General features: G+C 49.6%; 23 protein-coding genes and 1 other RNA gene. 15 read left to right on the forward strand and 9 right to left on the reverse strand.

Annotated features, from left to right (window positions below):
- Positions 1-6 precede the first annotated feature (6 nt).
- Entirely contained in the window at positions 7-549 is a 543-nt protein-coding gene (locus tag ACO0LG_RS00895) for a flagella assembly protein FlgT middle domain-containing protein (protein WP_423022421.1), read from the reverse strand.
- Positions 550-747: 198 nt separating this feature from the next.
- Between ACO0LG_RS00895 and ACO0LG_RS00900 the strand changes: the two genes are divergently transcribed.
- Both ACO0LG_RS00900 and ACO0LG_RS00905 read left to right on the forward strand, forming a co-directional pair.
- The gene (locus ACO0LG_RS00900; RefSeq protein WP_423022423.1) at positions 748-1,281 is read left to right on the forward strand and encodes a GNAT family N-acetyltransferase; all 534 of its coding nucleotides are present in this window, start codon (positions 748-750) and stop codon (positions 1,279-1,281) included.
- A gap of 108 nt (positions 1,282-1,389) precedes the next feature.
- Entirely contained in the window at positions 1,390-2,010 is a 621-nt protein-coding gene (locus ACO0LG_RS00905; RefSeq protein ID WP_423022425.1) for a GIN domain-containing protein, read from the forward strand.
- A 15-nt stretch (positions 2,011-2,025) separates the two neighbouring features.
- On the opposite strand, the gene ACO0LG_RS00910 is transcribed toward ACO0LG_RS00905, so the two are convergent.
- Positions 2,026-2,829 (reverse strand): ferritin-like domain-containing protein, encoded by an 804-nt coding sequence (locus tag ACO0LG_RS00910; RefSeq protein WP_423022427.1) that lies wholly within the window; start codon positions 2,827-2,829, stop codon positions 2,026-2,028.
- An 81-nt stretch (positions 2,830-2,910) separates the two neighbouring features.
- On the opposite strand from ACO0LG_RS00910, the gene ACO0LG_RS00915 reads away from it, so the two are divergent.
- The 5 genes from ACO0LG_RS00915 (at position 2,911) to ACO0LG_RS00935 (ending at position 7,435) form a co-directional block, all read left to right on the forward strand.
- Complete coding sequence (locus tag ACO0LG_RS00915; RefSeq protein ID WP_422951031.1) at positions 2,911-3,435, forward strand: gamma carbonic anhydrase family protein; 525 nt, start codon at positions 2,911-2,913, stop codon at positions 3,433-3,435.
- Between the two features lie 13 nt (positions 3,436-3,448).
- Entirely contained in the window at positions 3,449-4,363 is a 915-nt protein-coding gene (hslO, locus tag ACO0LG_RS00920; protein ID WP_423022429.1) for an Hsp33 family molecular chaperone HslO, read from the forward strand.
- Between the two features lie 173 nt (positions 4,364-4,536).
- On the forward strand, positions 4,537-4,971 hold the full coding sequence (locus ACO0LG_RS00925) for a DoxX family protein (RefSeq protein ID WP_423022431.1): 435 nt from the start codon (positions 4,537-4,539) through the stop codon (positions 4,969-4,971).
- A gap of 86 nt (positions 4,972-5,057) precedes the next feature.
- The gene (locus tag ACO0LG_RS00930; RefSeq protein ID WP_423022433.1) at positions 5,058-6,125 is read left to right on the forward strand and encodes a MerR family transcriptional regulator; all 1,068 of its coding nucleotides are present in this window, start codon (positions 5,058-5,060) and stop codon (positions 6,123-6,125) included.
- Positions 6,122-7,435, forward strand: a complete 1,314-nt coding sequence (locus ACO0LG_RS00935; protein WP_423022435.1) for an MFS transporter — start codon at positions 6,122-6,124, stop codon at positions 7,433-7,435. Before ACO0LG_RS00930 ends, ACO0LG_RS00935 begins: the two co-directional genes overlap by 4 nt.
- A gap of 256 nt (positions 7,436-7,691) precedes the next feature.
- Here ACO0LG_RS00935 and ffs read toward each other — a convergent pair.
- An RNA gene (gene ffs / locus ACO0LG_RS00940) (signal recognition particle sRNA small type) lies at positions 7,692-7,790 on the reverse strand.
- Positions 7,791-8,141: 351 nt separating this feature from the next.
- On the opposite strand from ffs, the gene pepF reads away from it, so the two are divergent.
- The 3 genes from pepF (at position 8,142) to ACO0LG_RS00955 (ending at position 12,940) form a co-directional block, all read left to right on the forward strand.
- On the forward strand, positions 8,142-10,004 hold the full coding sequence (gene pepF / locus ACO0LG_RS00945) for an oligoendopeptidase F (protein WP_423022437.1): 1,863 nt from the start codon (positions 8,142-8,144) through the stop codon (positions 10,002-10,004).
- A 121-nt stretch (positions 10,005-10,125) separates the two neighbouring features.
- On the forward strand, positions 10,126-12,180 hold the full coding sequence (locus ACO0LG_RS00950) for a S46 family peptidase (RefSeq protein ID WP_423022439.1): 2,055 nt from the start codon (positions 10,126-10,128) through the stop codon (positions 12,178-12,180).
- 160 nt (positions 12,181-12,340) lie between these two features.
- Positions 12,341-12,940 (forward strand): hemerythrin domain-containing protein, encoded by a 600-nt coding sequence (locus tag ACO0LG_RS00955; RefSeq protein ID WP_423022441.1) that lies wholly within the window; start codon positions 12,341-12,343, stop codon positions 12,938-12,940.
- Between the two features lie 7 nt (positions 12,941-12,947).
- Here the strand turns inward: ACO0LG_RS00955 and ACO0LG_RS00960 are convergent, their stop codons facing one another.
- On the reverse strand, positions 12,948-13,844 hold the full coding sequence (locus tag ACO0LG_RS00960) for a DMT family transporter (RefSeq protein WP_423022443.1): 897 nt from the start codon (positions 13,842-13,844) through the stop codon (positions 12,948-12,950).
- A gap of 119 nt (positions 13,845-13,963) precedes the next feature.
- On the reverse strand, positions 13,964-17,965 hold the full coding sequence (hrpA, locus tag ACO0LG_RS00965; protein ID WP_423023264.1) for an ATP-dependent RNA helicase HrpA: 4,002 nt from the start codon (positions 17,963-17,965) through the stop codon (positions 13,964-13,966).
- 372 nt (positions 17,966-18,337) lie between these two features.
- Here hrpA and ACO0LG_RS00970 point away from each other — a divergent pair, with 372 nt between their 5' ends.
- From ACO0LG_RS00970 to ACO0LG_RS00980, 3 genes are all read left to right on the forward strand, one after another.
- Positions 18,338-19,492: a tetratricopeptide repeat protein gene (locus tag ACO0LG_RS00970; protein ID WP_423022444.1), complete on the forward strand. Its 1,155-nt coding sequence runs from the start codon at positions 18,338-18,340 to the stop codon at positions 19,490-19,492.
- Positions 19,493-19,643: 151 nt separating this feature from the next.
- Positions 19,644-20,954: an amino-acid N-acetyltransferase gene (gene argA, locus ACO0LG_RS00975; RefSeq protein ID WP_423022446.1), complete on the forward strand. Its 1,311-nt coding sequence runs from the start codon at positions 19,644-19,646 to the stop codon at positions 20,952-20,954.
- A 59-nt stretch (positions 20,955-21,013) separates the two neighbouring features.
- Positions 21,014-21,286 (forward strand): oxidative damage protection protein, encoded by a 273-nt coding sequence (locus ACO0LG_RS00980; protein WP_423022448.1) that lies wholly within the window; start codon positions 21,014-21,016, stop codon positions 21,284-21,286.
- Between the two features lie 73 nt (positions 21,287-21,359).
- Here the strand turns inward: ACO0LG_RS00980 and ACO0LG_RS00985 are convergent, their stop codons facing one another.
- The 3 genes from ACO0LG_RS00985 to ACO0LG_RS00995 form a co-directional block, all read right to left on the reverse strand.
- Positions 21,360-22,118: a carbonic anhydrase family protein gene (locus ACO0LG_RS00985; RefSeq protein WP_423022450.1), complete on the reverse strand. Its 759-nt coding sequence runs from the start codon at positions 22,116-22,118 to the stop codon at positions 21,360-21,362.
- Between the two features lie 93 nt (positions 22,119-22,211).
- Positions 22,212-22,883 carry a ribose-5-phosphate isomerase RpiA gene (gene rpiA, locus ACO0LG_RS00990; RefSeq protein WP_423022452.1) on the reverse strand — a complete coding sequence of 224 codons (672 nt, stop codon included), beginning with the start codon at positions 22,881-22,883 and terminating at the stop codon, positions 22,212-22,214.
- Between the two features lie 91 nt (positions 22,884-22,974).
- The gene (locus ACO0LG_RS00995; protein WP_423023266.1) at positions 22,975-23,982 is read right to left on the reverse strand and encodes a serine/threonine protein kinase; all 1,008 of its coding nucleotides are present in this window, start codon (positions 23,980-23,982) and stop codon (positions 22,975-22,977) included.
- Positions 23,983-24,093: 111 nt separating this feature from the next.
- Here ACO0LG_RS00995 and ACO0LG_RS01000 point away from each other — a divergent pair, with 111 nt between their 5' ends.
- Positions 24,094-24,795 carry a UPF0149 family protein gene (locus ACO0LG_RS01000; protein ID WP_423022454.1) on the forward strand — a complete coding sequence of 234 codons (702 nt, stop codon included), beginning with the start codon at positions 24,094-24,096 and terminating at the stop codon, positions 24,793-24,795.
- A 118-nt stretch (positions 24,796-24,913) separates the two neighbouring features.
- A complete protein-coding gene (locus ACO0LG_RS01005) occupies positions 24,914-25,168 on the forward strand; it encodes an acyl-CoA-binding protein (protein WP_423022456.1) in 255 nt (84 codons plus the stop codon).
- A gap of 9 nt (positions 25,169-25,177) precedes the next feature.
- On the opposite strand, the gene ACO0LG_RS01010 is transcribed toward ACO0LG_RS01005, so the two are convergent.
- Complete coding sequence (locus ACO0LG_RS01010; protein WP_423022458.1) at positions 25,178-26,149, reverse strand: 2-hydroxyacid dehydrogenase; 972 nt, start codon at positions 26,147-26,149, stop codon at positions 25,178-25,180.
- Positions 26,150-26,398: the final 249 nt, after the last annotated feature.

Genomic DNA, 26,398 nt, shown 5'->3' on the forward strand with positions numbered 1-26,398 from the left:
ACCCGCTCAGTGCTGCGCCATCACCGTAGCACTGACCAGGCTAGCAACCTGATCCAGCATATCGCTGATAGTCTTGCCATACAGCGTGCTATTGAATGCTGCGCCATCGAAAGTATGTTCACGTCCTATACTCACATTGCCCGCAACGGTATTTGAAAACTCCTGCTGTGCCAGCAGTTGACCAGTACGTGCATCATAAATACGCACATCCAGCTCTATGGCACGGGTTCTTTTTTGCGTCAGGCCAAACAAATTGGAGTCTATCTTGATACCCGCATTGCGAATCTCGCCAGAGACGATGTAGCGGCTGGCATAGGCCTGCCCCAGTTGCTGCAAGAGATTCACTGGCGGGACATCCTGCTGCCAGTCAAACGACAATAAATCAGGCGAGGTGCGCACCTGCACTTGCCGTTCGCGCATGAGTCTGCGGGCAATCGCCTTGGGAAATCCCTGTGAAGCGTCATCAATATCAAGTACCTGCACAGGCTTATTGACGGCAAAGCCTGTCAACACCAATGCCTTATTGGGCGGCAAACCAGAATCGGTCATTTGTGCGATGGAATGCGCAGAAAAGAATACGCCGAGTAAAATTAACGCGATCCGGTTTACCATTGAACTTGGCGATGTCATAACATTCTTAGCCTAAATTTATTTGAAGTATTTAGTTTGATTACGACAGTAACAGCAACAACTTTAAGCATCTATTACAATCCTTCATTCACTAACCAGCCTTGACGAATCCTATCCATGAGTTCATCTTTGATCATTACGCTAGTCAAATCCGATGATGCCGCTGCCGTACTCGCATTTGAACAGGAAAACCGCGACCATTTTGAAGAATGGATAGCCAGCCGGGGCAATGATTTTTATTGCCTGCCAGAGGTACGCTCCAGCCTGGAGCAGGCACAATACTTGGCCAATGCCAAGCGCGAATATCACTACCTTGCATGGATAGAGAGGGAAGTTGTCGGCCGCATCACCCTGCGCGGCGTTGAGCAAGATCAATATCACAAGGCTTTTCTGGGTTACCGCTTCAGCCTGCGCCATGGTGGGCATGGTTATGCGACGGCGGCAGTCAATGCAGTAGTCAGCCAGGCATTTGAAGAATTCAAACTGAATCGGATTGAAGCGACTGTCATTATCGATAACCTGCCCTCCCAGGCCATCATGCGCAAATGCGGCTTCAGGGAATATGGCCACTCGCATGCCTCTGTGTTTCGCAATGGCGTATGGCTGGACATGCTGCACTACGAAAAGCTGAATACCGTGCGCCCGGCCTGAATTACGGCTCACCCCCAGAATTTTGCAGTTCATCGCAAAGCGGGCGCGGGTGCAGGTGAAATTGGCAATACTGTAACCAGTGCAATACATTTACCACTGGAGAAACCCATGCGCCATTTATTGTTGATCACTGTCTTGCTGCTCAGTTCTGCTGCGTTTGCTGAAGAGCAAACCCGTCACCTGCCCGCCTTTAAGTCTATCAAAACTCGTAGCGCCTTCAGCCTGGTGGTGGAGGTTGGCAAACCCCAGTCTGTCCAAGTCAAGGGCAATGAGAGGTTTGTCAACAATGTGATTACCGAAGTCATTGGTGATGAACTGGTTATTTCATACAAAGAAAAGAATTCCATCAAAATCAATGACAATTCCCAGGTCATTATCAGCATTCCAGAGATGAGCCGGTTCAAGATAGAAGGTGCGGGTAAAACCATCCTGAACAATCTCTCTGGCCCGCACTTTGCCTTGTATTACGAAGGTGCAGGCATGCTGGTGGCGAATGGCAAGGTCAAATCATTTACCCTGAGGGCCGAGGGTATAGGCCTGGTAGAAACCAAGGACTTGATTGCCGAGCAGGTGGATGTACGCATAGAAGGCATAGGCTCGGTATCCGTCAATGCGCGCGATAGCCTGAATGCATCGGTACAAGGCATAGGCAGCCTGACGTATTATGGCCACCCACGCAATGTCAGCAAATCTGTGGACGGTATAGGCTCGGTGCGCGCTGGAGATTAAGCAGGACCGCATAGATCAGCTTGCCGCTGCCTGCAGGGCACGCAGTTCATCTTCATCAAACCCTGCTGCTCTTCTGCCTTCCAGGTTAAAAGGTCCCCGCACTGGTGGGGCATTGTATTTGCGGGCCAACTCGGCATATGTTGAAATGATATTCAGCCCCTGCTCTGCACAAAGCTTCTTGTACCAAAAATTGCCGATGGCGACATGACCAATTTCATCGTGCAAGATAATCGCAAGAATATCGGCAGCAGCCTGGTCACCCGCCTGCGTCAGCTTGGCCATCACGGCAGGCGTGGCGTCCAAGCCGCGTGCTTCCAGCGTGCGTGGCACCAGGGCAAGACGGGCCAATAGATCACCCTTGGTTTTCTCTGCCATTTCCCACATGCTGTTATGTGCCGGGAAGTCTCCATAAGCAAAACCCTGGGTATGCAGATGTCCAACCAGCAATTGGAAGTGATAAGCCTCTTCTTTGACCACTTTCAACCAGTCCAGGTAAAACTGCGCTGGCATGCCGGCAAAACGCCAGATGATGTCTGCGGCCAGATTGACTGCGTTCAATTCTATGTGCGCCAGTGCATGAATGAGTACCGCCCTGCCTTCTACCGTATTCATGGCACGACGACCTACCTTACCTGGCGGTACCAGTTCAGGTTTACTCAAACGCCCGGGGATACCTTCCGGCTCAGCATACACTGTGGCGACATCGAGTAACGGCTCCTTGAGAATTGCATGGATAGCCTCACATTTACGTTGAGGATCTGGTTCTAGTACCGCAGCCAATGCGCATGCTCTTAACTCATTAATAACTTTATCTTTCATATACATGTGAAGCCAGGCAAGCAAGCCCGCAGGGGTTTACAATACTGCTTTAGCTAAAAAGCGTCATTTTACGGAATAACCATGCCCATTTACCAATTCGGTGACCTAGTACCTGAAATTGATGCATCCGCCTATATTGCCGACAGTGCCAACATCATAGGCAAAGTCAAGATAGAAGCCAATGCCAGCATCTGGTTTGACGTCACCATACGCGGCGACAATGAATTGATTACCATCAGTGAAAACAGCAATGTTCAGGAAGGCAGCATTTTACATACGGATCCTGGCTACCCCATGGTGATAGGCAAAAATGTGACTGTCGGTCATCAGGCCATGCTGCACGGCTGTACCGTTGGCGATGGCTCATTGATAGGCATACAGGCGGTAGTACTGAATGGCGCAAAGATAGGCAAAAACTGCCTGGTTGGCGCTGGTGCACTGGTCACGGAAGGCAAGGAATTCCCAGATAACTCCCTCATCATAGGCTCACCCGCCAAAGTAGTCAGAACACTGGGCGAAGCAGATATTGCTGGCCTGCAGCGCAATGCCGACACTTACGTGAAACGCGGGCAAGCCTTTAAAACACAACTGAAACGCATAGACTGATTTAGCGATAACAATGACTGATACCTTACAAAAATTCATGTTCGAACATGCCGGTGTACGTGGCGAAATGGTCGAACTGACTCACACCTGGCAACAAACCCTGGCACGCAAGACTTATCCGGTTGCAGTACAAACCATACTGGGGGAGTTGATGGCCGCATCTGCGCTGCTGTCGGCCAACCTCAAGTTTGACGGCACCATGATCATGCAAATCCATGGCGATGGCCCGGTCAAATTGCTTGTTGTTGAATGTGACGCAGAACTGAAAATGCGTGCCACTGCCAAACTCGGTGAGCATGCCAATATTGCAGATGATGCCAGCCTGACTGACCTCATCCATTCCCATGGTAAAGGTCGTTTTGTGATTACCCTCGACCCGAATAATAAATTGCCGGGCCAGCAGGCTTATCAGGGCATCGTGCCTCTGGATGGCGACAGCATAGCCACTGTCATAGAAAACTACATGCAACGCTCTGAGCAACTCGACACCAAGCTGTGGCTGGCGGCTGACGATCAAGTCGCGCGCGGCATGTTGCTACAAAAGCTGCCAAAAACCGGCGGTGCTGAAGCCCAGGTAGAAGATGAAACAGAAGCCTGGAACCATGCAGTCATGCTCGGTGACACCCTGAAGCGCCCTGAATTGCTGAGCACAGGTATAGACATACTCATGCACCGTTTATTCTGGGAAGAAACCATACGCGTGTTCGACCCTTTGCATCCGCAGTTCCAGTGCAACTGCACGCGTGAAAAAGTCGGCGACATGCTGAGAATGTTGGGAGAAGAAGAAATACAGTCAGCCATTGCCGACCTTGGTACGCTTGATATCAATTGTGATTTCTGCGGCAAGCACTATGGCTTCGACAAGGTAGATTGCGCGCAGTTGTTTGTTGCCAGCACGCTGACCGAAGCGTACGCTGGCCGCGCCTGAAATCAAGCATTAATATTTGTTGCTCTACTGGTCTGGCGACTACGCGTTGCCAGACCACACCCATCTCAAATCCACCTTGAATTCATCACTCTGCATGAATGTTTGATCACATAAGCCAAATCCCAATTTGATTTTCTGCCATTGTCGAAAGCTCATTATTTTGGAGGCTTTCCATGATTCAACAATGGTATAAATTAAATCAAGAAAATTCAGCCAACCAGCACCGCGGCATGGATATCGTACGCATAGGTGTCGCACTGATTATTTTGATGCACCCCCTGCATGGCTACACCCACCTGGCAAATATACCCAAATTTGGCGAGTTCCTGACTGAACTTGGCTACCCTTTTGGCACTACCCTGGCATGGCTGGTCTTGCTGGTGCAAACAGCCAGCAGCCTGTCATTACTGACCAATCGCTTTGTCGTCCCTGCCTGCCTCGGCCACATCATTGTTGTTTGCTTTGGATTGCTCCATGTTCACTCCCAATATGGCTGGTATGTTGTCGGCCCAGGTCAGGGCGGCATGGAATGGGGCTTTATTCTGCTGACCAGTTTGCTCGGTGTCATGTGGGCTTATTGGCCACAACAATACAAAAAAGACAAATAAATCAGGCAATAAAAATATTTTCAAAAAACCTTTGACCCTGACATTAGGTGAGGCTTTATAGTCTGGCTCATTGAAGGAGATCAGGTATGTTATTGAAAATCGGTGAACTGGCCAGTCGTACTGGCCTGACCATACGCACACTGCATCATTACGACAAAATTGGCCTGCTCAAGCCATCTGCGCGCTCAGAGGCAGGGTATCGCCTCTACGACAAGTCAGATATCAAACGCCTGCATCACATACAAGCCCTGCGCCGCCTGGATTTATCGCTGGCAGAAGTGGGCGATGTCATCAACGGCGCTGGCAATGATTTGCACTTCGTCATAGACGAACAGATTTCTGGCCTGGATCAGCAAATAGCACAAAGCATGGAATTGCGTGACAGACTGCAACAATTGTCTGGCGTGTTGAAAGCCAAAAGCGAACCCAATCTGGAATATTGGCTTTCGACGCTGGAAATGATGAGTTTGATAGGCAAGTACTTCAGCCGCGATGAGATTTTGCATATGCGTGAACTAGAGCTACAAGCAAAAAGCAAGCTTGAAACTCATATGTCTCCCCTTATCCAGGCAGCCAGAAGCTTGCTGGATCAAAAAACCTCACCGCTTGATCCTGCGGCCAAGCAATTGGCCAGGGAATGGGTGCTAGCCATGAGCCAGATCATGCCTGATCCCAGATTACTCAGCAAATTCACGTTGATGCACAGAAAAGAACCTTCACTGCAGTCATTAAGCGGTGTCGATGATGAGATGATGGATTTCATCACCCGGGCATCTGTAGAAGTCAGGTATGACATTTACAGAAAATACCTGAGCGAAGAAGAACTGAAGTATTTTCGCGCCTCATTTTTTAGCAATGCAGAATCGTGGACACACATCTTTTCTGAAGTGAAGCAAAAAATGGCGTTAAACCTGCCACCTGACCATCCCGATGTGCAAGCCACTTTAATCAAATGGCGCGAGCTGTTCATGGATGCATGGGGCAATCATTTGCCCACCATGCTCAAAGTCAGGAGCATCCATGAAAAAGAACCTGAGCTCAGTATCGGTGGTGGATTGACACTTACCATCATTGCCTACGCCCGCCTGGGGATGGCAATACTGGAGAAGAACTCTCTTGAAATGCCACAAGAAGAAGTAAGGAAAAAAATATGAACAATATAAATACAGACCAAACCGACCATACCCCCAAAGGTATATTCAAGGACAGTAATTTTCTCTGGATGATAGGCGGTGGCGCCCTCTCCATGCTAGGCGACCAGTTCACTTTAATTGCCCTACCCTGGCTGGTACTAAAGATGACAGGTGATACACTTATACTGGGTATCGTACTGGCACTGATCAGCGTGCCGCGTGCACTATTGATATTGCTCGGTGGCGCAGTGGTTGACCGTTACTCCCCCAAGACAGTAATGATGCAAACCAAGTACATTAATACACTGCTGCTGGGTGCATTGAGCGCCCTTATTTTTTACGGCAAGCTGGAATTATGGATGGTCTATGCGCTGGCCCTGGGCCTGGGTATCTCGACTGCCTTCAGCATACCTTCAGGCACATCGATGTTACCGCGTGTCGTGCAGCTATCGCAATTGCAGCCTGCAAATGGCATCATGCTGGGCATGCGTCAGTTGACCATGTTCATCGGCCCGGTACTGGCGGGCCTGTTGATCGCCCTGTTTGGTACGCAAGAAAGTGGCATGGTACATGAAGCGCAAGGCCTGGCAGCAGCATTTTTCTTTGACTGTTTTACCTATGCTTTTTCAGCCTGGACGCTGAGCAAGGTCAGGATGAACGACGGCATGCCAGCACTAGCTGGCACAGCACCTGCTGCGCAAAAATCGGCACTGCTGAAGTCCCTGGCAGAAGGTTTGCGTTATTGTTGGAATGAGAAACAACTGCGTAGCTGCTTTATCTATTGGGCGGCAATCGCCTTCTTCATCATGGGGCCGATACAGATTGCCCTGCCAGTGATGGCAAACCAGCTCAGCAATAGTGCCAGCGCACTTGGCTTGCTGGCAGGCTCACACGGCGCGGGCACCTTATTGGGCATGGCACTGGCAGGCATGAAACCCAATCTGCGTTTTGGCAATCTGGGACGCACGATCTTGCTGGTCGATTTTATTGTAGGCATTTTGTTTATCCCCATGGGCCTGATCAGCACTAGCTGGCAAGGTGCTTGCATACTGTTAAATGTGGGCATATTGGGCGGCTTTTTGCATGTGGCAGTATTTACCTGGGTGCAAAAACAGGTGCCACCAAATATGATAGGCCGCGCCATGAGTATGTTCATGTTTATCTTCATGGGCATAGGGCCGGTCTCGGCAGCATTTACGGGTTGGCTGCTGCGCAGCATCACTATTCCGCAATTATTCATCGGTAGTGGCAGCTTGTTGATTTTAATCGTTATCATGGCGACGCAAATGAGCCCTATCACCAGAGTGACGGACAAGCGCGCCGCTACATAGGGCTCAATGCAACAGAAATAGATTCAGTAATGACTCAGGTACCGACTATTTGTCGGGGTACGATGACGCCAGTCATCAACTCTTTTCAGAAGTTACCTGAGCCAGTATTCTGAATAGAGAAAAAAATAGAGCTGGCTTTGTCACGATGTACAGGGTAACAAGTTCACGTTAGATCAGGAATTTACGGCAAGGAAAATGCAACTTCAGCACGATGAAGTTCATTAAAAGAAATGGGTAATGGAGATTTAAACTGGAAGTTGGCGAGCCTGGTCTGCGGCACTTGCGGTAAATGACTGTGGCTGCTTCGTTCCCGACCTGACCAGATTGGCCACGCCGCAATGCGCAGGGGCCCGCCAATCATTATTATAACGCATCGCATGCAAACTTGCAGCATTTCAATTTAACCTGGAATCGAACTTATAGATATTACCGCCTTTTGGCTAAAGGTCGGGGGTGATAGGATAATAACTCCGCACACCAATAATATCAATTTATCATTAGCACATTCAAGAAATACTTGCCAGAAATTAGTAAATATATTTCCAAATTAGCTTTTCAATTATGAACTTTCAGACCAAAATATGGCCTCAAGTACAGGGGTAGCAGGGTTCATTGAAAAGTGGACATATCAAATAAACAATAAACCTCTACTCCTGTATGTGTTGCACATCCATTAATCCAAAAAATCCACACTGGACCATTAACCATGCATAAACATCTTGTTCGCAACTTGTTCGCTGTTGCATTGACACTACCCAGCTTCGCCTTTGCTGCCCATCCCAGCGAGACAGAAGCAGACCGCTGGAATTTAAATGATATGTATCAGAGCAAGGCAGACTGGGACAAGGATGCCGTCATGCTGGAAGTGCAGTTAAAACAGTTTCAAACCTGTAGTAGCCACCTGGCTGACAATATCGCCCGCTTCAAGACCTGCCTGGATTTGAACGCTGATTTATCCAAGCGTTATGCCAAACTGGCCAGCTATGCCTTCCAGTTCCGCGATCAGGATACAGGTGACAATGCTGGCATGGACCTGGGCCAGCGCTCAGACATTCTGGGTAGCAAGGTCGAGGAAGCCACCTCTTTCCTGCGACCAGAAATCCTGAGTATAGGTGTGAAAAAAATCCAGGCATTCCAGGCAAAAGAGAAAGGCCTGAAGATTTATGCCCACCAGCTCGATGACATCTTGCGCTCAGGTGCCCACACCTTGGACAAAAAGGGTGAAGAACTCATCGCCACTTTTGGCATGGCCACCAATACCGCCAGCGCCGTCTATTCGACCTTATCCAACGCAGAAATGCCCTGGCCCAAAGTTAAACTTTCGACAGGTGAAGAAGTACGCATAGACCAGGCTGCCTATACCAAATATCGCGCTGCCCCCAACCGTGCTGACCGCCAACTGGTATTCGATGCATTCTGGGGCAAATGGAAAGAGTTTGAGCGCAGCTATGGCGTGACCTTCTACGAACAATTAAAACGTGACTCGGCCTATGCCAAGATACGCAATTACCCGGATTCGCTGACACAGGCGCTGGATAACAATAAATTGCCACGCGAAGTGTATGACACACTGGTAACGCAGACTCGTGCCAACCTCCCTACCCTGCACCGCTATTTCAAACTGCGCGCGAAACTGCTTGGCGTAAAAGACCTGCGTTATTTCGACATTTATCCGCCACTGGTGTCTGGCGATTTCAAATATCCTATCAAGGATGGTGTCAGGCTGATGCTGGAGTCAGTCAAGCCGCTGGGTGATGACTACGCCAAGGCCATGGCAAAAGCCACTACCGAACGCTGGATGGATGTTTATCCACGTCCACGCAAGCGATCTGGGGCCTATATGAATGGCGCTGCCTATGATGTTCATCCTTACCTGCTGTTGAACTACAACGATGATTATGAGTCTGTCTCGACCCTGGGCCATGAATGGGGTCATGCGATGCATTCCTATCTGGCCAATAAACATCAGCCATTCATCAGTGCGGATTACCCTACCTTCACGGCAGAAATTGCTTCGACCACCAATGAAGTCTTCTTGCTTGATCATATGCTGAAGATCGCCAAGAGCGATGACGAGCGACTACTCTACCTGGGCTCAGCATTGGAAAACCTGCGCGGCACATTCTTCCGCCAGGCCATGTTTGCCGACTTTGAACGTGAAGTACATGCCAAAGTCGATAAAGGCGAATCCCTGACTGGCGAAGCACTGTCAAAAATCTATGGCGACATCCTGAAAAGCTATCACGGCGATAAGGAAGGCGTCATGAAAATAGACGACACCTATGCTGTGGAATGGGCTTACATCCCGCATTTCTATAACCGCTTCTATGTATTCCAGTACGCTACATCCATCGCTGCAGGCTCGATGTTTGCTGACGAAATTCTTAAGGGTCAAGCTGGTGCCAGAGATAAATACCTGAATATCCTCAAAGCCGGTGGCTCTGCCTACCCCTATGAGCTAGTCAAGAGCGCAGGTGTTGATCTTGCCTCACCTGCCCCGTATCAGGCAGTGTTTGTGCGCATGAATAAAATCATGGATCAGATTGAAGCAATACAGGCAAAACGCTAATACAATAAGCAACTCTATCAGAAGCTGATTCAAAACCGAATGAGCATCTGAACATGAAAAAACCCTGCCTCCCGCCACCCCTGGCGAGAGGCAATTTATTTTTCAAGGTAATGGAAAAAAGATGCAAAAAAAATTCTTGTTGCTGAGCCTGGCATTGCCGGCGCTGTCGATGGCCGCAGAAGGTATGTGGACACTGGACAATTTACCAGGCACCAGACTGCAAGCGGAATATGGTTTCAAGCCCACGGCAGAATGGGTCAGGAACACCATGCTGAGCTCAGTCAAACTGCCCGGCTGCTCTGGTTCTTTTGTCTCCAAAGATGGTCTGGTCATGACCAACCATCACTGCGCTTCAGGCTGCATGGAGCAATTATCGACTGCCAAACTAAATTATGTAGAAAACGGCTTCCTGGCCAAGAAACGAGAAGAAGAACAAGTATGCCCAGCGCTTGAACTAAACCGCCTGGAAGATATCAGCGACGTAACAGATGACATCAAAAAAGCCACTGCGGGCCTGGAAGGTGCAGAATTCAAGCAGGCACAAAATGCCATTCACGCCAAATTGACTTCAGCCTGCGTGGGTGAAGATAAAGAAAAAATCCGTTGCGACATCGTCGATCTTTATCATGGTGGCCGTTACCATCTGTATAAATATCACCGCTATGCCGATACCCGCCTGGTATGGGCACCAGAAAAATCCATCGCTTTTTTTGGTGGCGACCCGGATAATTTCAATTTCCCGCGCTATGACCTCGACATCACCATGTTGCGCGTGTATGAGAATGGCAAACCGGTTGAAATCAAGAATTTTTTCCCCTTCAGCAAAACTGGGCCACAAGAAGGTGAAATGACCTTCATTACGGGTCATCCTGGCTCTACCCAGCGCCAGTTGACCATGGCGCAACTGAACAGCCTGCGCGACATCGGCTTGATCGACAGGCTGCAGCATCTGGCAGAGTTGCGCGGTGTGCTCACGCAATACCGTAAAACCAGCCCGGAAGCAGCGCGCACTGCTGACCATCTGTTATTCGGTACAGAAAACAGCTACAAGGCTGGCGTGGGTAGGTTAAAAACCCTGCTGGACCCGGAATTTATTGCCCGCAAACAAGCTGAAGAAACCGCATTGCGTCAGTTTGTCGATGCCAGGCCAGAGCTCAAGGCAAAAGTTGGTGGCGCCTGGGATGCCATCGCCAGGGCACAGGAGAACTACCGTCATTTACACATAATCTCCAGCATGACAGAAGGTGCAGAAGCATTCTCCAGTGATTATTTCCGCATTGCCCGCAATCTTGTCCGTGCGGCAGATGAGAAAATCAAAAATAATGCTGAGCGTCTGCCGGAATTTACCGATACCCGCTTGCCCGGAGTCCAGCAGATGGTGTTTTCTAAAGCGCCAATTTACCCTGAGTTTGAAAAAGTCAAACTGACACATTCCCTGACCAGGATGCGGGAAGATCTGGGCAACAATCATGCCTTCGTCAAGCAGGTACTGGGTAAACTCTCGCCCGAACAACTGACGGAAAAACTGGTCAGTAAAACCCGTCTGGCAGATATTGAATACCGCAAGACTTTATGGAATGGCGGCAAGGAAGCCATCATCCAGTCCGATGACCCCTTCATCAAACTGGCACTGGCAGTCGATGCCGATTCGCGCAGCGTGCGCAAGCGTATGGAACAGGAAGTGCAGTCCGTAGTGCAAAAAAATGCGGAGCTAATTGCGCAAGCACGCTTTTTGCAGACAGGCACCAGCGTGTATCCGGATGCCACAGGCACCCTGCGCCTGTCTTATGGCGAAGTCAAAGGCTGGCAAACTGGCGAACAAACCATTAAGCCGTTCACCAATTTTGCTGGGGCTTTCGAACACGAAACCGGGGCCTACCCTTTTGTCCTGCCCGCATCCTGGCATCTTGCCAAAGACAGGTTGAACCTGCAACAGTCTTACAATTTCGTGACCAATAACGACATCATAGGTGGCAATTCAGGTAGCCCTGTCATCAACAAAAATGGTGAAATTGTCGGTCTGGTATTTGATGGCAATATCCATTCACTGGGGGGTGCTTTCTGGTTTGATGAACGCAACAACCGCAGTGTAGCCGTGCACAGCGGCGGCATACTGGAAGCCATGGATAAAATTTACCATGCTCAGGAATTGCTGAAAGAATTAAACAGTAAGTAATATTTCACCTGATCAAAAATCAATATAGCCACTCAAGCCAAACTTGCGTGGCTATATTTTCATGAGTTAGCTTACGACAGACCCGCACATTTGATCCTGATCAACAGCCCCCTCCCGCTGCCAAAGTAAAGTAAGCAAAAGAATAGCGAGGAGACGAACCATGTCAGTCAGAAATATTTACCCTGCTTCGTTGCGTATTATCCAGGACGAACATGAACACTTGTCGTCGGTTATACAAGGCATGCGCTATTTTGTCCGGCATATAGATAGTGGCGGCAATGCACCTGGTTTAAAGGTATTCCGTGCGATGCTGTACTACATCATGGAATACCCGGAAAAAGTTCATCATCCCAAGGAAGATCAATACCTGTTTGCCAAGATCAAGGAAAGGACACACCAGCTCGACAGTGAACTGGATGCCCTAAGCGAACAGCACAGCAAAGGTGAATTGATGGCACACAGACTGTTTCATGCATTGCTGGATTATGAGTTTGCTGGCAAGTCTGCTTTTGTGCAGTTCCGTGATCTGGTGGAACAGTACGCACTTTTTTATTTCACCCATATGCGGGCAGAAGAAGAACGCATCATGCCTGTCGCAAGGCAAGTGCTGAATGACAAGGACTGGAAAGAAGTGGATGCCGCATTTATGGAAAACAAAAAAATGCTGGATGATGCTGGCCAATATTATAAATACGAGGAACTATTTTCACTTATTGTCAATATTTCTCCAGCTCCCATAGGCGTGGGTGATCGTATCTGAACAAAAACTAACGACGCGATGAAAGAATAATGCCACCAACGATGCATATGAAAGCCAGCGCATGAAACACATGCGGCCTCTCACCCAAAAATGCAGATGACAATAGCGCCGCAAACAAAGGTGTCAGATTACTGAAGAAAGCAGCAATATTCGGCCCCACTCTTTGCACACCCATGCCCCAACAGCGAAACGCAATCACTGCAGGGCCAATCGCAACAAAAGCCAGGGCGGCAAATAATGCAGGGTTCCAGTATATCGTCGGTTTGGTAATGGTCCATTCAGCTGCTGAAAACAAGCCTGACCACAATACACCGAAGCTGACTTGCGCCAGCAAAAAATCAGCCCAGTGATTGCGTAATTCACCATCATTACCATATGTCAGCAACCAGCTATAAATTGACCACGTAATGGTAGCGATGATCATGAAGATATCGCCTGGCACCAGACGCAAAGCCAGCAATTGCGCGAACTCGCCACGACTCAGGACAATCAGCACCCCAGCGATAGAAAGTAGCGCACCTGCCAGTTGCCAGCGCGTGACTCTGGCTTGAAAAAACAAGCGCCCCACGATGAGCATCCACACCGGCATACTTGCCGCAACTAGAGTGACATTGATAGGAGTAGAACTTTGCAAGGCCAGGTATTGCAAGGCATTGTATAAACCCACGCCCAGCAAACCCAATAAAGCATAGCGCCGCCAGTTGCGCCATAACATACTGTCACGGCGATAAATGTGGGCAGCCATGGGCAAGAGTATTAAAAAGGCCAGCACCCAACGTATGAAATTCAGGGTAATCGGTGGCACCAGCTCATGTATCATGCGCCCGACGACAGCGTTGCCAGCCCATAGCAAAGGTGGGATAACAAGCAAAAATATGGTTGCAGAGTTCAGTTTGTGATTCATGGATTTCTGGCTGTCGATAAAAAAGCAGGCTTCAGCTTGATTAGCCTGAAGCCTGCCCTCAGCATACAACAAGCAAACAAGCTTTGCCTGCAGCCATGTTAATCCATCTCAAATGCTAACTATCGCTGCAAACTCTCCCACACTTTTTGCAAGCGCTTGACGGACACAGGCATGGGTGTACGCAGTTCCTGAGCAAACAAAGATACCCTGAGTTCTTCCAGCAACCAGCGGAATTCCAGCAGTTTTGGATCAGCATCCGGCCCGGTCTTGCGCGGGTGACGTTGCCATGCCTGGGCCACGCTATTCCACTCTGCCAGCAATTTCTGGTCACGTACAGGATCAGCACGCAGCTTGTCCATGCGCACCGTAATCGCTTTCAGGTAACGCGGGAAGTGCGACAACTGGGTGAAATCATTTTCCGCAATAAAGTGCTTGGTCACCAGCATCTGCAATTGCGCCTGCATATCAGTAGCAGCTTGCGCATGCGCCTTGATGCCTTGCAGTTTCTTGGGCAAACCGTGGTATTCCCCCAATATCTGCGCTGCAGTGCGGGCGATTTCATTCGCTAGCAAATTCAATCTTGCCTTTCCTTCATCTCGCCGCTTATTAAAGTCACCTGAATTAGCGGGCAAAGGGTTTTGCAGGAAAGCACTTTCTATCGCGACCTGGATAATCTGGTCACGCAATTCCTCCTGCGAACCCAGAGCCATGAATTGCATGCCCATCTGTTGCAAGCCAGGGATATTTTTTTCCAGGAACTTGATCTGCTCTTTCAGTTGCAAAGCGAACAGGCGTCGCAAACCTATGCGATGTATGCGCGCTGCTTCATCTGGGTCATCAAATACTTCAATATGGCAATGCGTGAGTTTATCCACCAGTGCCGGATAACCGATCAAAGTTTGTTTACCCTGCTGCACTTCCAGCAACTCAGGCAGGCTGTCGAAGGTCCAGGCTGTCAGGTTTTCTTGTTTGAAAGCTGGTACGGTAGCACCAGTCTGGATATTAGCCATCGCTGGTTTGCCAGCATTGCGAACCGACTTATCTTCAGTCACGGCAAGCTGTTTGGCCGCAACTGGATTGGTTTCCAGCAAAGCCAGTTTCTCGGCACTGGCAATACGCTGAAAACTCTCACGCGCCTGGCTGCCAAATTCTGCGCGCAGGCTGGCAAGGTTACGCCCCATTTCCAGTTGACGGCCATGCTCATCAACGACTTTGAAGTTCATCGTCAAATGCACTGGCACGGTTTCAAATTTGAAATCCGTAGTCTTGCACAGCAGGCCTTTTTGCTCGCGTATGTCAGCGATCACAGCATCAAGGAAATTACCTTTGCCAAAATCATTACGCTCGCAAAAGCCACCCGCATATTCAGGGATGGGTACGCAATGGCGGCGTATCTTTTGCGGTAAGGACTTGATCAGCAAATGCACTTTTTCTTTCAACATACCGGGCACCAGCCATTCGCAGCGGTCTGCCGATACCTGGTTCAACGAAAATAACGGCACAGTCAAGGTCACACCATCGCGTGGGCTACCTGGTTCAAAGTGATAACTGAGCTGCAAAGCCACACCCGACACCTGCATGGTCTTGGGAAACAAATCCGTTGTCACGCCTGCTGCTTCATGGCGCATCAACTCGTCCTTGTTCAGGTAGAGAAGCTTGGGATTGGTCTTGGTCGCCTCTTTATGCCATTGATCAAACAGGACTGCGTTCCATACATCGGCTGGCAAGTGCTGATCATAAAAAGCCACGATCAACTCCTCATCCACCAGCACGTCCAGTCGTCGTGATTTGTGTTCGAGGTTTTCTATCTCGCGTACCAGTTTCTGGTTAAATGCAAAGAAAGGCGCACGGGTATCAAATTCACCTTCCACCAGTGCATCACGTATGAACATCTCACGCGCTTCTGCCGGGTGTGTCAAGCCATATTGTGTGCGGCGCTGACTATATACGACCAGGCCATACAGAGTGGCACGTTCAAAGGCAGATACCTGCCCTGCACGTTTTTCCCAACGCGGTTCGCCATAGGATTTTTTGAGCAGATGTTCGCCAATCTTCTCCAGCCATTCAGGATTAATCTGGGCAATGCAACGGCCATATAGCCTCGTAGTATCCACCAGCTCAGCCGCCATGATCCAGCGTCCGGCTTTTTTGACCAGAGTGGAACCCGGCCAGATATAAAACTTGATGCCACGCGCGCCGAGGTAATGCGCTTCTTCATCTGACTTGTAGCCGATATTGCCCAACAACCCCGTCAACAAAGACAGGTGCAATTGTTCATAAGTAGCAGGCGCTTCATTCAAGCGCCAGCCCTGCTCTTTTACTATCGTCAGCAATTGCGAATGCACTTCACGCCATTCGCGCAAGCGCATCTGGCTCAAGAAATTTGCACGGCAATTGTCTTGTAACTGGCGATTGGTTTTTTTATGTTCAATGGCATCTTCAAACCATGCCCAGATTTTCAGGTAAGACTGGAATTCGGATTTTTCGTCAGCAAATTTCTTGTGCGCCATGTCGGCAGCAGCCTGCGCTTCCATAGGGCGATCACGCGGGTCTTGCACCGAAAGCGCAGCAGCAATAATCAACACTTCCTGCAAGGCCTGGTTGTCGCGCGCGGCAAGGATCATGCGCCCCACACGCGGATCCAGCGGCAGTTTCGCCAGTTGCCTGCCAACTGGCGTCAACTGATTGACTTCATCCATCGCACCCAGTTCTTGCAAGAGCTGATAACCATCAGCAATCGCCCGCCCTGGTGGCGGCTCAATGAAAGGGAATGTTTCTACATCCGTGAGGCGCAAGGACTTCATTCGCAAAATAACAGCTGCCAGTGACGAGCGCAGAATCTCAGGTTCGGTAAATTTTGGCCTTTGCAGATAATCCTGTTCATCGTACAAACGTATGCAGACACCAGCAGCAACACGACCGCAACGGCCTGCACGTTGATTGGCAGCAGACTGGGCAACAGCCTCTATCTGCAATTGCTCGACTTTATTGCGGTAGCTGTAACGTTTAACACGGGCCAGACCTGCATCAACGACATAGCGGATGCCCGGCACAGTGAGCGACGTTTCCGCCACATTCGTCGCCAGGACAATGCGACGCGCATTCGAGGTCTTGAATACCCGCTCCTGCTCTTGCGCCGACAAGCGTGCAAATAAGGGCAAAATCTCTACATGCGGTGGATGGTGCTTGCGCAAGGCTTCGGCAGCATCACGAATTTCACGCTCACCTGGCAAAAATACCAGCACATCGCCAGAGCCTACACGGCACAATTCATCAACGGCATCGGTAATCGCCGTCATCAAATCACGCTCTTTATCTTTTTCTGTATCCTGTATAGGGCGGTAGCGTACTTCTACCGGATACAGACGGCCTGACACTTCGATGACGGGCGCAGGCTTCGGTTCCGCACCTCTGGTATCAGCAAAATGATTGGCGAAGCGCTGCGCATCTATCGTCGCTGAAGTAATGATGATCTTCAGGTCGCGGCGCTTGGGCAGCAATTGCTTGAGATAGCCAAGCAAAAAATCAATATTCAGGCTGCGTTCATGTGCCTCATCGATGATGATGGTGTCATATTGTTTAAGCAGAGGATCGGTCTGGGTTTCTGCCAGCAAGATACCGTCCGTCATCAGCTTGACCGATGCGCCCTTGCTCAGGGTATCGGTAAAGCGCACTTTAAAGCCGACATGCTCACCCAACGGCGAATTCAATTCTTGAGCAATACGCTTGGCAGTGGAAGAAGCAGCAATCCGGCGCGGCTGGGTGTGACCTATCATGCCTTTTTGCCCACGTCCCAACTCCAGGCAAATTTTGGGTAATTGCGTGGTTTTGCCTGAGCCAGTTTCACCACAGACAATGATGACCTGGTGTTTCTGCAAAGCCTCGGCGATTTCAGCCCGCTTGCCGGATACTGGCAACTCTTCAGGATAACTGATCGTTGGCAAGGGATTGCGAAATGGTAAAGCAGGCTCTTCCCTGGCTGGCGCAGCTATTTTCTGTTTGTTATTTTCTTTGCTGTTGTCCCTGCCAGTTCCTGTAGCAGCCACGCGTCCTGACAGAGGCCTTGCTGACTGTTGACGAGGTCTTTGCGATCGTTCTTGCTGCGCTCCCAAGGGGCGCATTGGTTCTGCGCCACTATCATTAAGATTGTGTGGTTTTTTTTCAGGCACTTCAGACTTCGCGGAAGTATCACGCAATTGTTGTCGAAGCTCTCGCAATCCCGATAAACCATCTATCGCACCGGGCATTGCTTTCTTGGGGGAGTTTTTAGGTGTTTGATTTGAAGACATAGCACTGCGCATTATCCCAGATTTTCGCGCCTAGCAGGGAATGTTGCATTGCTTGCCATGACATGCCTGCTGAGCAACAAGCGAAGTTTCATATAAATCAAACGCCTCTTTATTTATCCTATAATGAAGCAGAGGCCAAGCAAGTAGTCAAACTATACCGAGGCATGCGAGGTTCAAAACCTGGTTACACGGGGAGACAAAAAAATGAAAACCTGTATCACATTGCTGATCAGTATTTTGCTTACGGCCTGCGCCAGCCAACCGAGCCAGAGAATCAGCCACCTGCAATTTCATGATGCAGGCTTTAGCGCTCCCGCCAAAATTATCAGCACTGACGATGTCATGGCACTCAGCGATGAGATGCGTTCTTACGTCAAAAATGATATCCACTCACAACTAAGGCTTAAGTCTCCGCAGAAGGCCTTGTTTGATGCACTCTCCAGCAAAGCTCAGATCAGGCTGGAATATGATGCCGAAATCACGCGCAATGCAGCTCAGGCATTCAAGGCACGCTCGGGTAACTGCCTGTCACTGGTCCTGATGACATCATCATTGGCAAAAGAACTGGGGATGGATGTGCAATATCAAAATGTTCTCATTGATGAGTCATGGAGCCGCAATAACGATATCTATTTTGCAGCCGGACATGTCAATATCGTATTGGGCTACAAATCAGCATTCAAGGGTTTTACCCAGGAATATTCACAGTCCATGGTGATCGATTTCCTGCCCCCAAAAGATCTTCGTGGTCAACGTACGGAAATGATCAAGGAAGAAACCGTTATTGCCATGTATTTCAATAACCGTGCGGCAGAATCACTGGCACAACAGCAGCTTGACGATGCTTACTGGTTCGCCCGCTCTGCGTTGATGAGTGACCCGGACTTTACCGCTGCCTACAATACCTTGGGCGTGGTTTACAGACAGCATGGTGACCTGGCGCTGGCTGAAAATGTGTTCAGGCAAATACTGGGTAAAGAGGCAGAAAACGTCATGGCACTCAGCAACCTGGTGGAAGTGTTACGCAAAAGCGAGCGTCGGGCTGAAGCGCAAATATACATGAACCGCCTGGAAAGCTTGCAACCTTATCCACCTTTCCATTTCTTTAACCGCGGACTGGCTGCCATGGAACGCGGTGATTATGCCGAAGCCAAAAACCTGTTCAAACGTGAACTCAGGCGCGACCCGAATTATGATGAATTCCACTTATGGTTGGCACTGGCGCACTTAAGACTGGGTGAAACCCGGGATGCCGTGGATGAACTGACACTTGCCAAGGCCAATAGCACAACGCGCAAGGCACAAAACCTCTACGCCAGCAAGCTGGAGAAAATCAAGGCAACGTACTCGCACAATTAAGGTATTGCTTACTATTTGAGACGATTTGAGACGATTCATGATGTGTGACAAGGGGTAATCGCCCCGGCGTCATGACTACGATGGCAACAATGTGGAAATTCGACCACGTTGTTGCCGCATGCATTTTTGCGTCTCAGATTATAATTGGCGGATGGAAAATCCCTTTCAATTCGTTCAATGGTTGCGCTCAGTCGCTCCCTATATTCATGCCTTCCGTGGAAAGACCTTTGTGGTCGCGTTTCCCGGTGAACTGGTCATGGCAGGTGCGCTGCCGGTTCTGGCGCAAGACTTATCACTTTTGCATGCACTTGGCATTAAGGTTGTCATTGTTCATGGCTCACGACCACAGGTAGCTGAACAACTGGCCCTGCGTAATGTTGAAGGAAAATTTCATAATGGCATACGCATTACCGATACTGCCGCACTGGAGTGCTCGAAAGAAGCTGCCGGTGAATTGCGTCTCGATATAGAAGCCGCATTCAGCCAGGGCTTGCCAAATACACCGATGGCGCATTCCGCCATCCGTATTATTTCTGGCAATTTTGTTACTGCCAAGCCTATTGGCATAGTCGGCGGGGTAGATTTTCAACTGACCGGTATCGCCCGCAAAGTGGCGTATGACACCATCCACCGTATTCTTGATGCTGGCAACCTGGTATTGCTGGGCCCGCTGGGTTTCTCCCCTACTGGCGAAGCTTTCAACCTGACCATGGAGGACGTGGCCGTTTCTGCTGCCACAGCCTTGCGCGCTGACAAACTTATTTTTATTTCTGAAACACCGATGATGGTGGATCAGGACAATGACGAAATACGTGAATTGTCTTTCATGCAGGCAGAGCTGGAATTAAAAGCCGCTTACCTGCCATTGGACTCAGCGTTTTATCTGGAACATGCCATCAAGGCCTCGCGCGGTGGTGTGCCACGTATTCATATCGTTCCTTACAAGATGGATGGCTCAGCCCTGCTGGAACTATTTACCCATGATGGAGTGGGTACCATGGTGTCTTCAGAAAACCTGGAAAGCCTCCGAGAAGCCACGATTGAAGACGTAGGCGGCATCATCAAACTGATAGAACCGCTGGAAGCCGACGGCACCTTGGTCAAGCGTGGTCGCGAGCTGATAGAACGCGAGATTAATTACTTCTCAGTCATCGAGCATGATGGCGTGATTTTTGGATGTGCAGCCTTATACCCGTTCCCATTCGAAAAAATGGCAGAAATGGCTTGCCTGACCGTTAACCCGGATGTGCAAAGCCAGGGCGATGGCGAGCGTATCCTTAAACATATGGAAAAACGTGCACGCCGGGCGGGCTTCCATAGCCTGTTTGTGTTGACGACACGTACCGCCCACTGGTTCCTGAAGCGCGGCTTTGTCAGCGCATCAGTCGATGACCTGCCTAAAGACAGACAGAAAATGTATAACTGGCAACGAAAATCCCTGGTTCTGGTCAAGCAACTCTGAGCCAATGCTAGCCTGTATAATTCACCCTGTTTTCAAGATTTCATATTAAGGAGCACCACATGGCCCGTACGGTCCACTGCATTAAATTAGACAAAGAAGCCGAAGGCCTTGACATTCCACCATATCCAGGTGAATTGGGCAAACGCATTTATGAAAGTGTTTCCAAAGAAGCCTGGGCTGCCTGGCTCAAACACCAGACCATGCTGGTCAATGAAAACCGCCTGAATCTGGCTGATACACGCGCACGCAAGTATCTGGCAACGCAGATGGAAAAACACTTCTTTGGTGACGGTGCAGATGCCGCTACCGGTTATGTGCCGCCTACAGAATAAAATATCTGTAAATAAAGCGCTGCAAACAAGAAAGCTCGCTGAAGCGGGCTTTCTTGTTCCGACGTGAACTGCATCAATAAAATTCTATCTTGCCAGTTTCTACATCAAGCATGGCACCAATGATCTTGATCTGACCCTTGTCCGCCATTTCTTTCAATATCACACTCTTTTCCGTGACTGCCTTGACCGTCATCTTGACATTCATCTCTGCCACCGCATCGACAAAATGGTGATTTGCAGAACTACGGTCGCTGCCATGCGTGTCTGGCGTAGATTTCACCGCCGGCATGATCTTGGCCACCAACTGCGTCAGGTTACCCAGATTAGCATTATCACACGCACCTTTAACGGCACCGCAATGTGAATGACCAAGAATAACGATGGTTTTGGAACCGACAACCTTAGCAGCATATTCAAGACTGCCAAGTATGTCTTCATTGACGATATTGCCAGCAACTCTGGCAGTAAACAAATCGCCTATACCCTGGTCAAATACCAATGCCGGATCAGAACGTGAGTCTATGCAACTGACGATGCTGGCAAACGGGAACTGCCCATCCCTGCCACTGGTTTTCACCTGCCCTGGCAAATCCCGCTTGAGCATATTGCCTGATACAAAACGCTGGTTTCCCTCTTTCAACATAGATATGGCTATATCGGGGCTGATCTTGCTCTGCATGGCCTGCGTCATTGCAACACTGACGGGAGGCTGGCTTGCAGTCGGAGACTGCGAAGCGCAGGCTGAGATTAATAACGCGGCCGTCAATGTGACAAAAAAGCTCCATGACGTGGCTGTTCTTTTATTTGTACTCCCGTTCGTATTCATTTGCATAATCTCCACATAAAATTGAACAACGGATGATTTCTAATTCACCTGCGATTGCACACATTTACAGCAGAACAACTGAATATTCCCTTACTGAATTCAGAATTGCAGTGTTTTAACACCTTCTGCAGTTCCCAGCAGGCAAACATTTGCACCTTGACGAGCGAACAAACCGACCGTCACCACTCCAACGATATTGTTAATCTGAGCTTCCATCACAAGCGGATCCTGGATTTGCATACCATGTACATCCAAAATCATATTGCCATTATCGGTCAGCAATGCTTGCCCATCTTTCATACGCAAACGCGCCTCACCGCCCAATGCATTGAGCTTGCGTGCGACGACGGCATGCGCCATGGGAATCACTTCTACCGGCAAAGGAAACTTGCCCAGCACATCCACCAACTTGGAACCATCAGCGATACAGATAAATTTTTCAGCAACAGATGCAACTATCTTTTCGCGCGTCAGTGCCGCACCGCCACCCTTGATCATGGCACCATGCGGCGTGATTTCATCTGCGCCATCGATATAGACAGGCATGGATGTCACTTCATTCAAATCCAGCACGGTAATACCATGAGAACGTAACCGTGCTGCCGTCACCTCGGAAGAGGCAACAGTTGCTTTGATTTTGTGCTTGATCTTGGCCAGCTCATCGATAAAAAAGTTCGCGGTAGAACCTGTGCCTACGCCAACAATTTCACCTTCTACTACATAAGCAATTGCCGCCTGGGCGACGGCAAGTTTCAATTCGTCTTGAGTCATGGTGCATTTCCATCATAGTTTAAAAATTGGCGGGATTTTATAGTAAGGCTCAACTTATTAGCAATTTGATCAAAACTTAGCAAAAAGAGTATTAAATTTGCCACAGCGGCGCCTCATCCATCAGGGCAACCTGCTCGCGCAGTTCAAGTATGCGGTCTTGCCAGTAACGCTGGCTGTTGAACCATGGGAAAGCTGCAGGAAAAGCAGGATCGCTCCAGCGCTGCGCCAGCCATGCGGAATAATGGATCAACCTCAAAGTCCGCAAGGCTTCTATCAAATACAGCTGACGCGGCTCGAATTCAAAGAAATCTTCGTAACCCACCAGGATATCGGTCAACTGGCTTTGCATTTCGCTACGGTCGCCGGATAGCAGCATCCATAAGTCTTGTATGCCAGGCCCCATGCGACTGTCATCAAAATCAACGAAATGCGGCCCCGCCTCTGGACCTGACTCCAGCCATAAGACATTTCCCATGTGGCAATCTCCATGCAGACGCAGTTGCTGCACGTCACCTGCCCGGTCATAGCAAGCCTGGATACCATCCAGAGCCTGCTGGCTGACGCTGTTATATGCAGCTAGCAGGTCTGGTGGAATAAAATCATTTTCCAGCAACCAGGTACGCGGCAAGACGCCAAAACTTTGGAGGTCAAGCGCAGGCCTGCTTGCATAGCTGGCGGTGGCACCAACGGCATGTATGCGCCCTATGAAACGCCCTAGCCACTCCAGTGTGGCGGGATCACCGGTTTCAGGCGCACGGCCGCTCTGGCGCTTGAACAGGGAAAAACGGAAGCCCTGATAATGCCGCAGACTATTGCCCTCCTCAGTTTGCAAAGCGGCCAATACAGGAATCTCCTGCGCCTGCAATTCACGCACGAAATCATGCTCTTCCTGTATTGCTGCATCTGACCAGCGCAAGGGCCGGTAAAACTTGGCAATAATCGGCGAGGCGTCTTCTATGCCTATCTGATAAACACGGTTTTCATAGCTGTTCAGGGCCAGCATGCGGCCATCACTGCGCAAGCCACTGCTTTCAACAGCATCAAGGACTAATTCGGGTGTCAGCCCGGCGAACGAATCTGGGGGAGTAAAATCTGTCATCCCGCTATTGTACGTGGCTACCAGTACATTCGACATAAAACTCCTGTGCAGCCAGCACACAAAGCGCTAAACTTCCGGTATTTTCATACTTATCTTTTCAAGAGTCACGACATGCATCTCGACGAACCACTAAGCGACAAAGAATTCAATGAACTCGACAAATTCCTGATGTCGGACAAAGTCGGCGACGATGGTATGACCATGGATGCCCTGCACGGCTACCTGACCGCCATTGCCTTGGGCCCAGAGGTAATACCCATGGCTGAATGGCTGCCACTGGTATGGGGCTTGCCTGATCAGGGCGAACCCAAGTTCAAAAACGAAAAGGAAATGCAGCGCGTGACCGGTCTGGTAGCCCGCTTCATGAATGAAATACAGATCACCTTTGAAGTCGCCCCGCAGGAATACGAGCCCCTGTTTTGTGTCATGGAGCAAAATGGCAAGGAATTAATCGATGGCGAGACCTGGGCCTGGGGCTTTTGGGAAGGCATGCAATTGCGTGAAGAAGCTTGGGAAGCGGCCTGGGAATCCGAAGAAATCGGCCCTTTGCTGCAACCTATCTACTTGCTGGGTGCAGAAGAGATAGAAGAAAGCGAATTGAAATTTGTTGATACACCAGAAAAATGTCACGAACTGGCATTGACACTGGAAGCTTCCATTCCCACCATACGCCGCTTCTGGGCACCTTTGCGTAAGTCTGGCGTCACTACTGTCAAACGCGAAGCACCAAAGGTAGGCAGGAATGACCCTTGCCCTTGTGGTAGTGGCAAAAAATACAAAGTCTGCTGTGGTGCCGAGCCTATCCTGCATTGATCAACTATTAATCATCTGCAAACCTGCAGCGCTGGAGGGAAACCTCTAGCGCAAAACTGCCCCGCCTGTGTGTCTTCATGCTATTTTTGCGCTTCTCAATAACATGCTGGAGACTACCATGAGCTTGCAAGAACTATTCACCCAGGCACAAGCCGATTCCAAAAACCTGTCCGAACGTCCGGACAATATGACTTTACTGAAAATCTATGCCTTGTTCAAACAAGGCAGCACTGGCGATGCTACGGGTGACCGCCCTGGCATGACCGACTTTGTCGGCCGCGCCAAATTTGATGCCTGGGCCGGACTGAAAGGCACGACCCAGGAAGCAGCGATGCAGCAATATATTGATCTGATCAGCTCACTCAAAGACTAAGGCGCTCAATTAAACCGTAGGATTGAGCCAATCTCTTGGTTTGCCTTCAGTCAAGCCGGCAATCAGGTTATCTGCCGCACGGTTTGCCATTGCCCGGCGGGTTGCCTCAGAGGCGCTGGCAATATGCGGTGTCAGCACGACATTATCCAGCGTCAAAAAATCTGGATGGAATTTGGGTTCATTTTCAAATACATCCAGGCCTGCTGCCGCGATCCGTTTTTCACGCAAGGCTGCAATCAGGGCCTGATCATCGACAATACCACCACGCGCCAGATTAACCAGTGTTGCACCCGGTTTCATCATGCGTAATTCTGCCGCTGCGATCGTATGATGTGAGGCTGGCGAGTAAGGCAACACCAGCACAACATGATCGGCTTGCTGCAACAATGCCTCCTTGCTGACGTATTGTGCATTGTTTGCATAAGCTTCTTGTTCAGCGCTCAGGCGGGAGCGATTGTGATACATAACCTTCATATCAAACCCGGTAGATCGTCGCGCTATGGCCTGCCCTATCCTGCCCATGCCGATAATTCCCAGGGTGGCACCATGCACATCTGCACCAAGAAAAGAATCGTAGCGCCACTTTGTCCAGTGACCCGCACGCAGCCAGTGCTCAGACTCTGTCACTCTCCTGGCGGTTGCCATCAGCAAGGCCCAGCCAAAATCAGCCGTGGTTTCATTCAACACCTCCGGTGTATTGCTGGCCATGACGCCATGCGCCGTACATGCCGGTACATCGATATTGTCGTAACCGACAGCCATGCTGGCGATCATTTTCAAACCTGGCACATGCTGCAATAGCTCGGTATTGATTTTGGCACTGGCCGTCGCCAGGGTGCCGACCTTACCCTTAAGCTTGCCAGCGAGTTCTGTTGGAGAAAAAATAATGTCATCCTGGTTTGACTCCACGTCGAAGTACTGTTCAAGCTTCGTCAACACTTCAGGAAAAATGGCGCGTGTTACAAGAATTGCAGGCTTCATGTCTGACCTTACCCATAAAAATATCAAAAAGAAATGCGGTAGATTGCCCATCTGATTGCCCACCTACCCACCTATTAAGCCCTATTAAGCAATAGACAAGCTCGATACTGCATGATACTGCCTAAATACCCTTTTTTTTAAGCATGGCATGCCAACTCAAAAAATTCATGCAGGCTATAATTCATGCAAGAAAATTCATGAAGATGATGCAAATCAAGCCCCCAGACATAAGCCAGCATTAAAATTATC

Origin of the sequence: Undibacterium sp. Ji42W (genome assembly GCF_049340405.1) — a bacterium.
Taxonomy (GTDB): domain Bacteria; phylum Pseudomonadota; class Gammaproteobacteria; order Burkholderiales; family Burkholderiaceae_D; genus Undibacterium.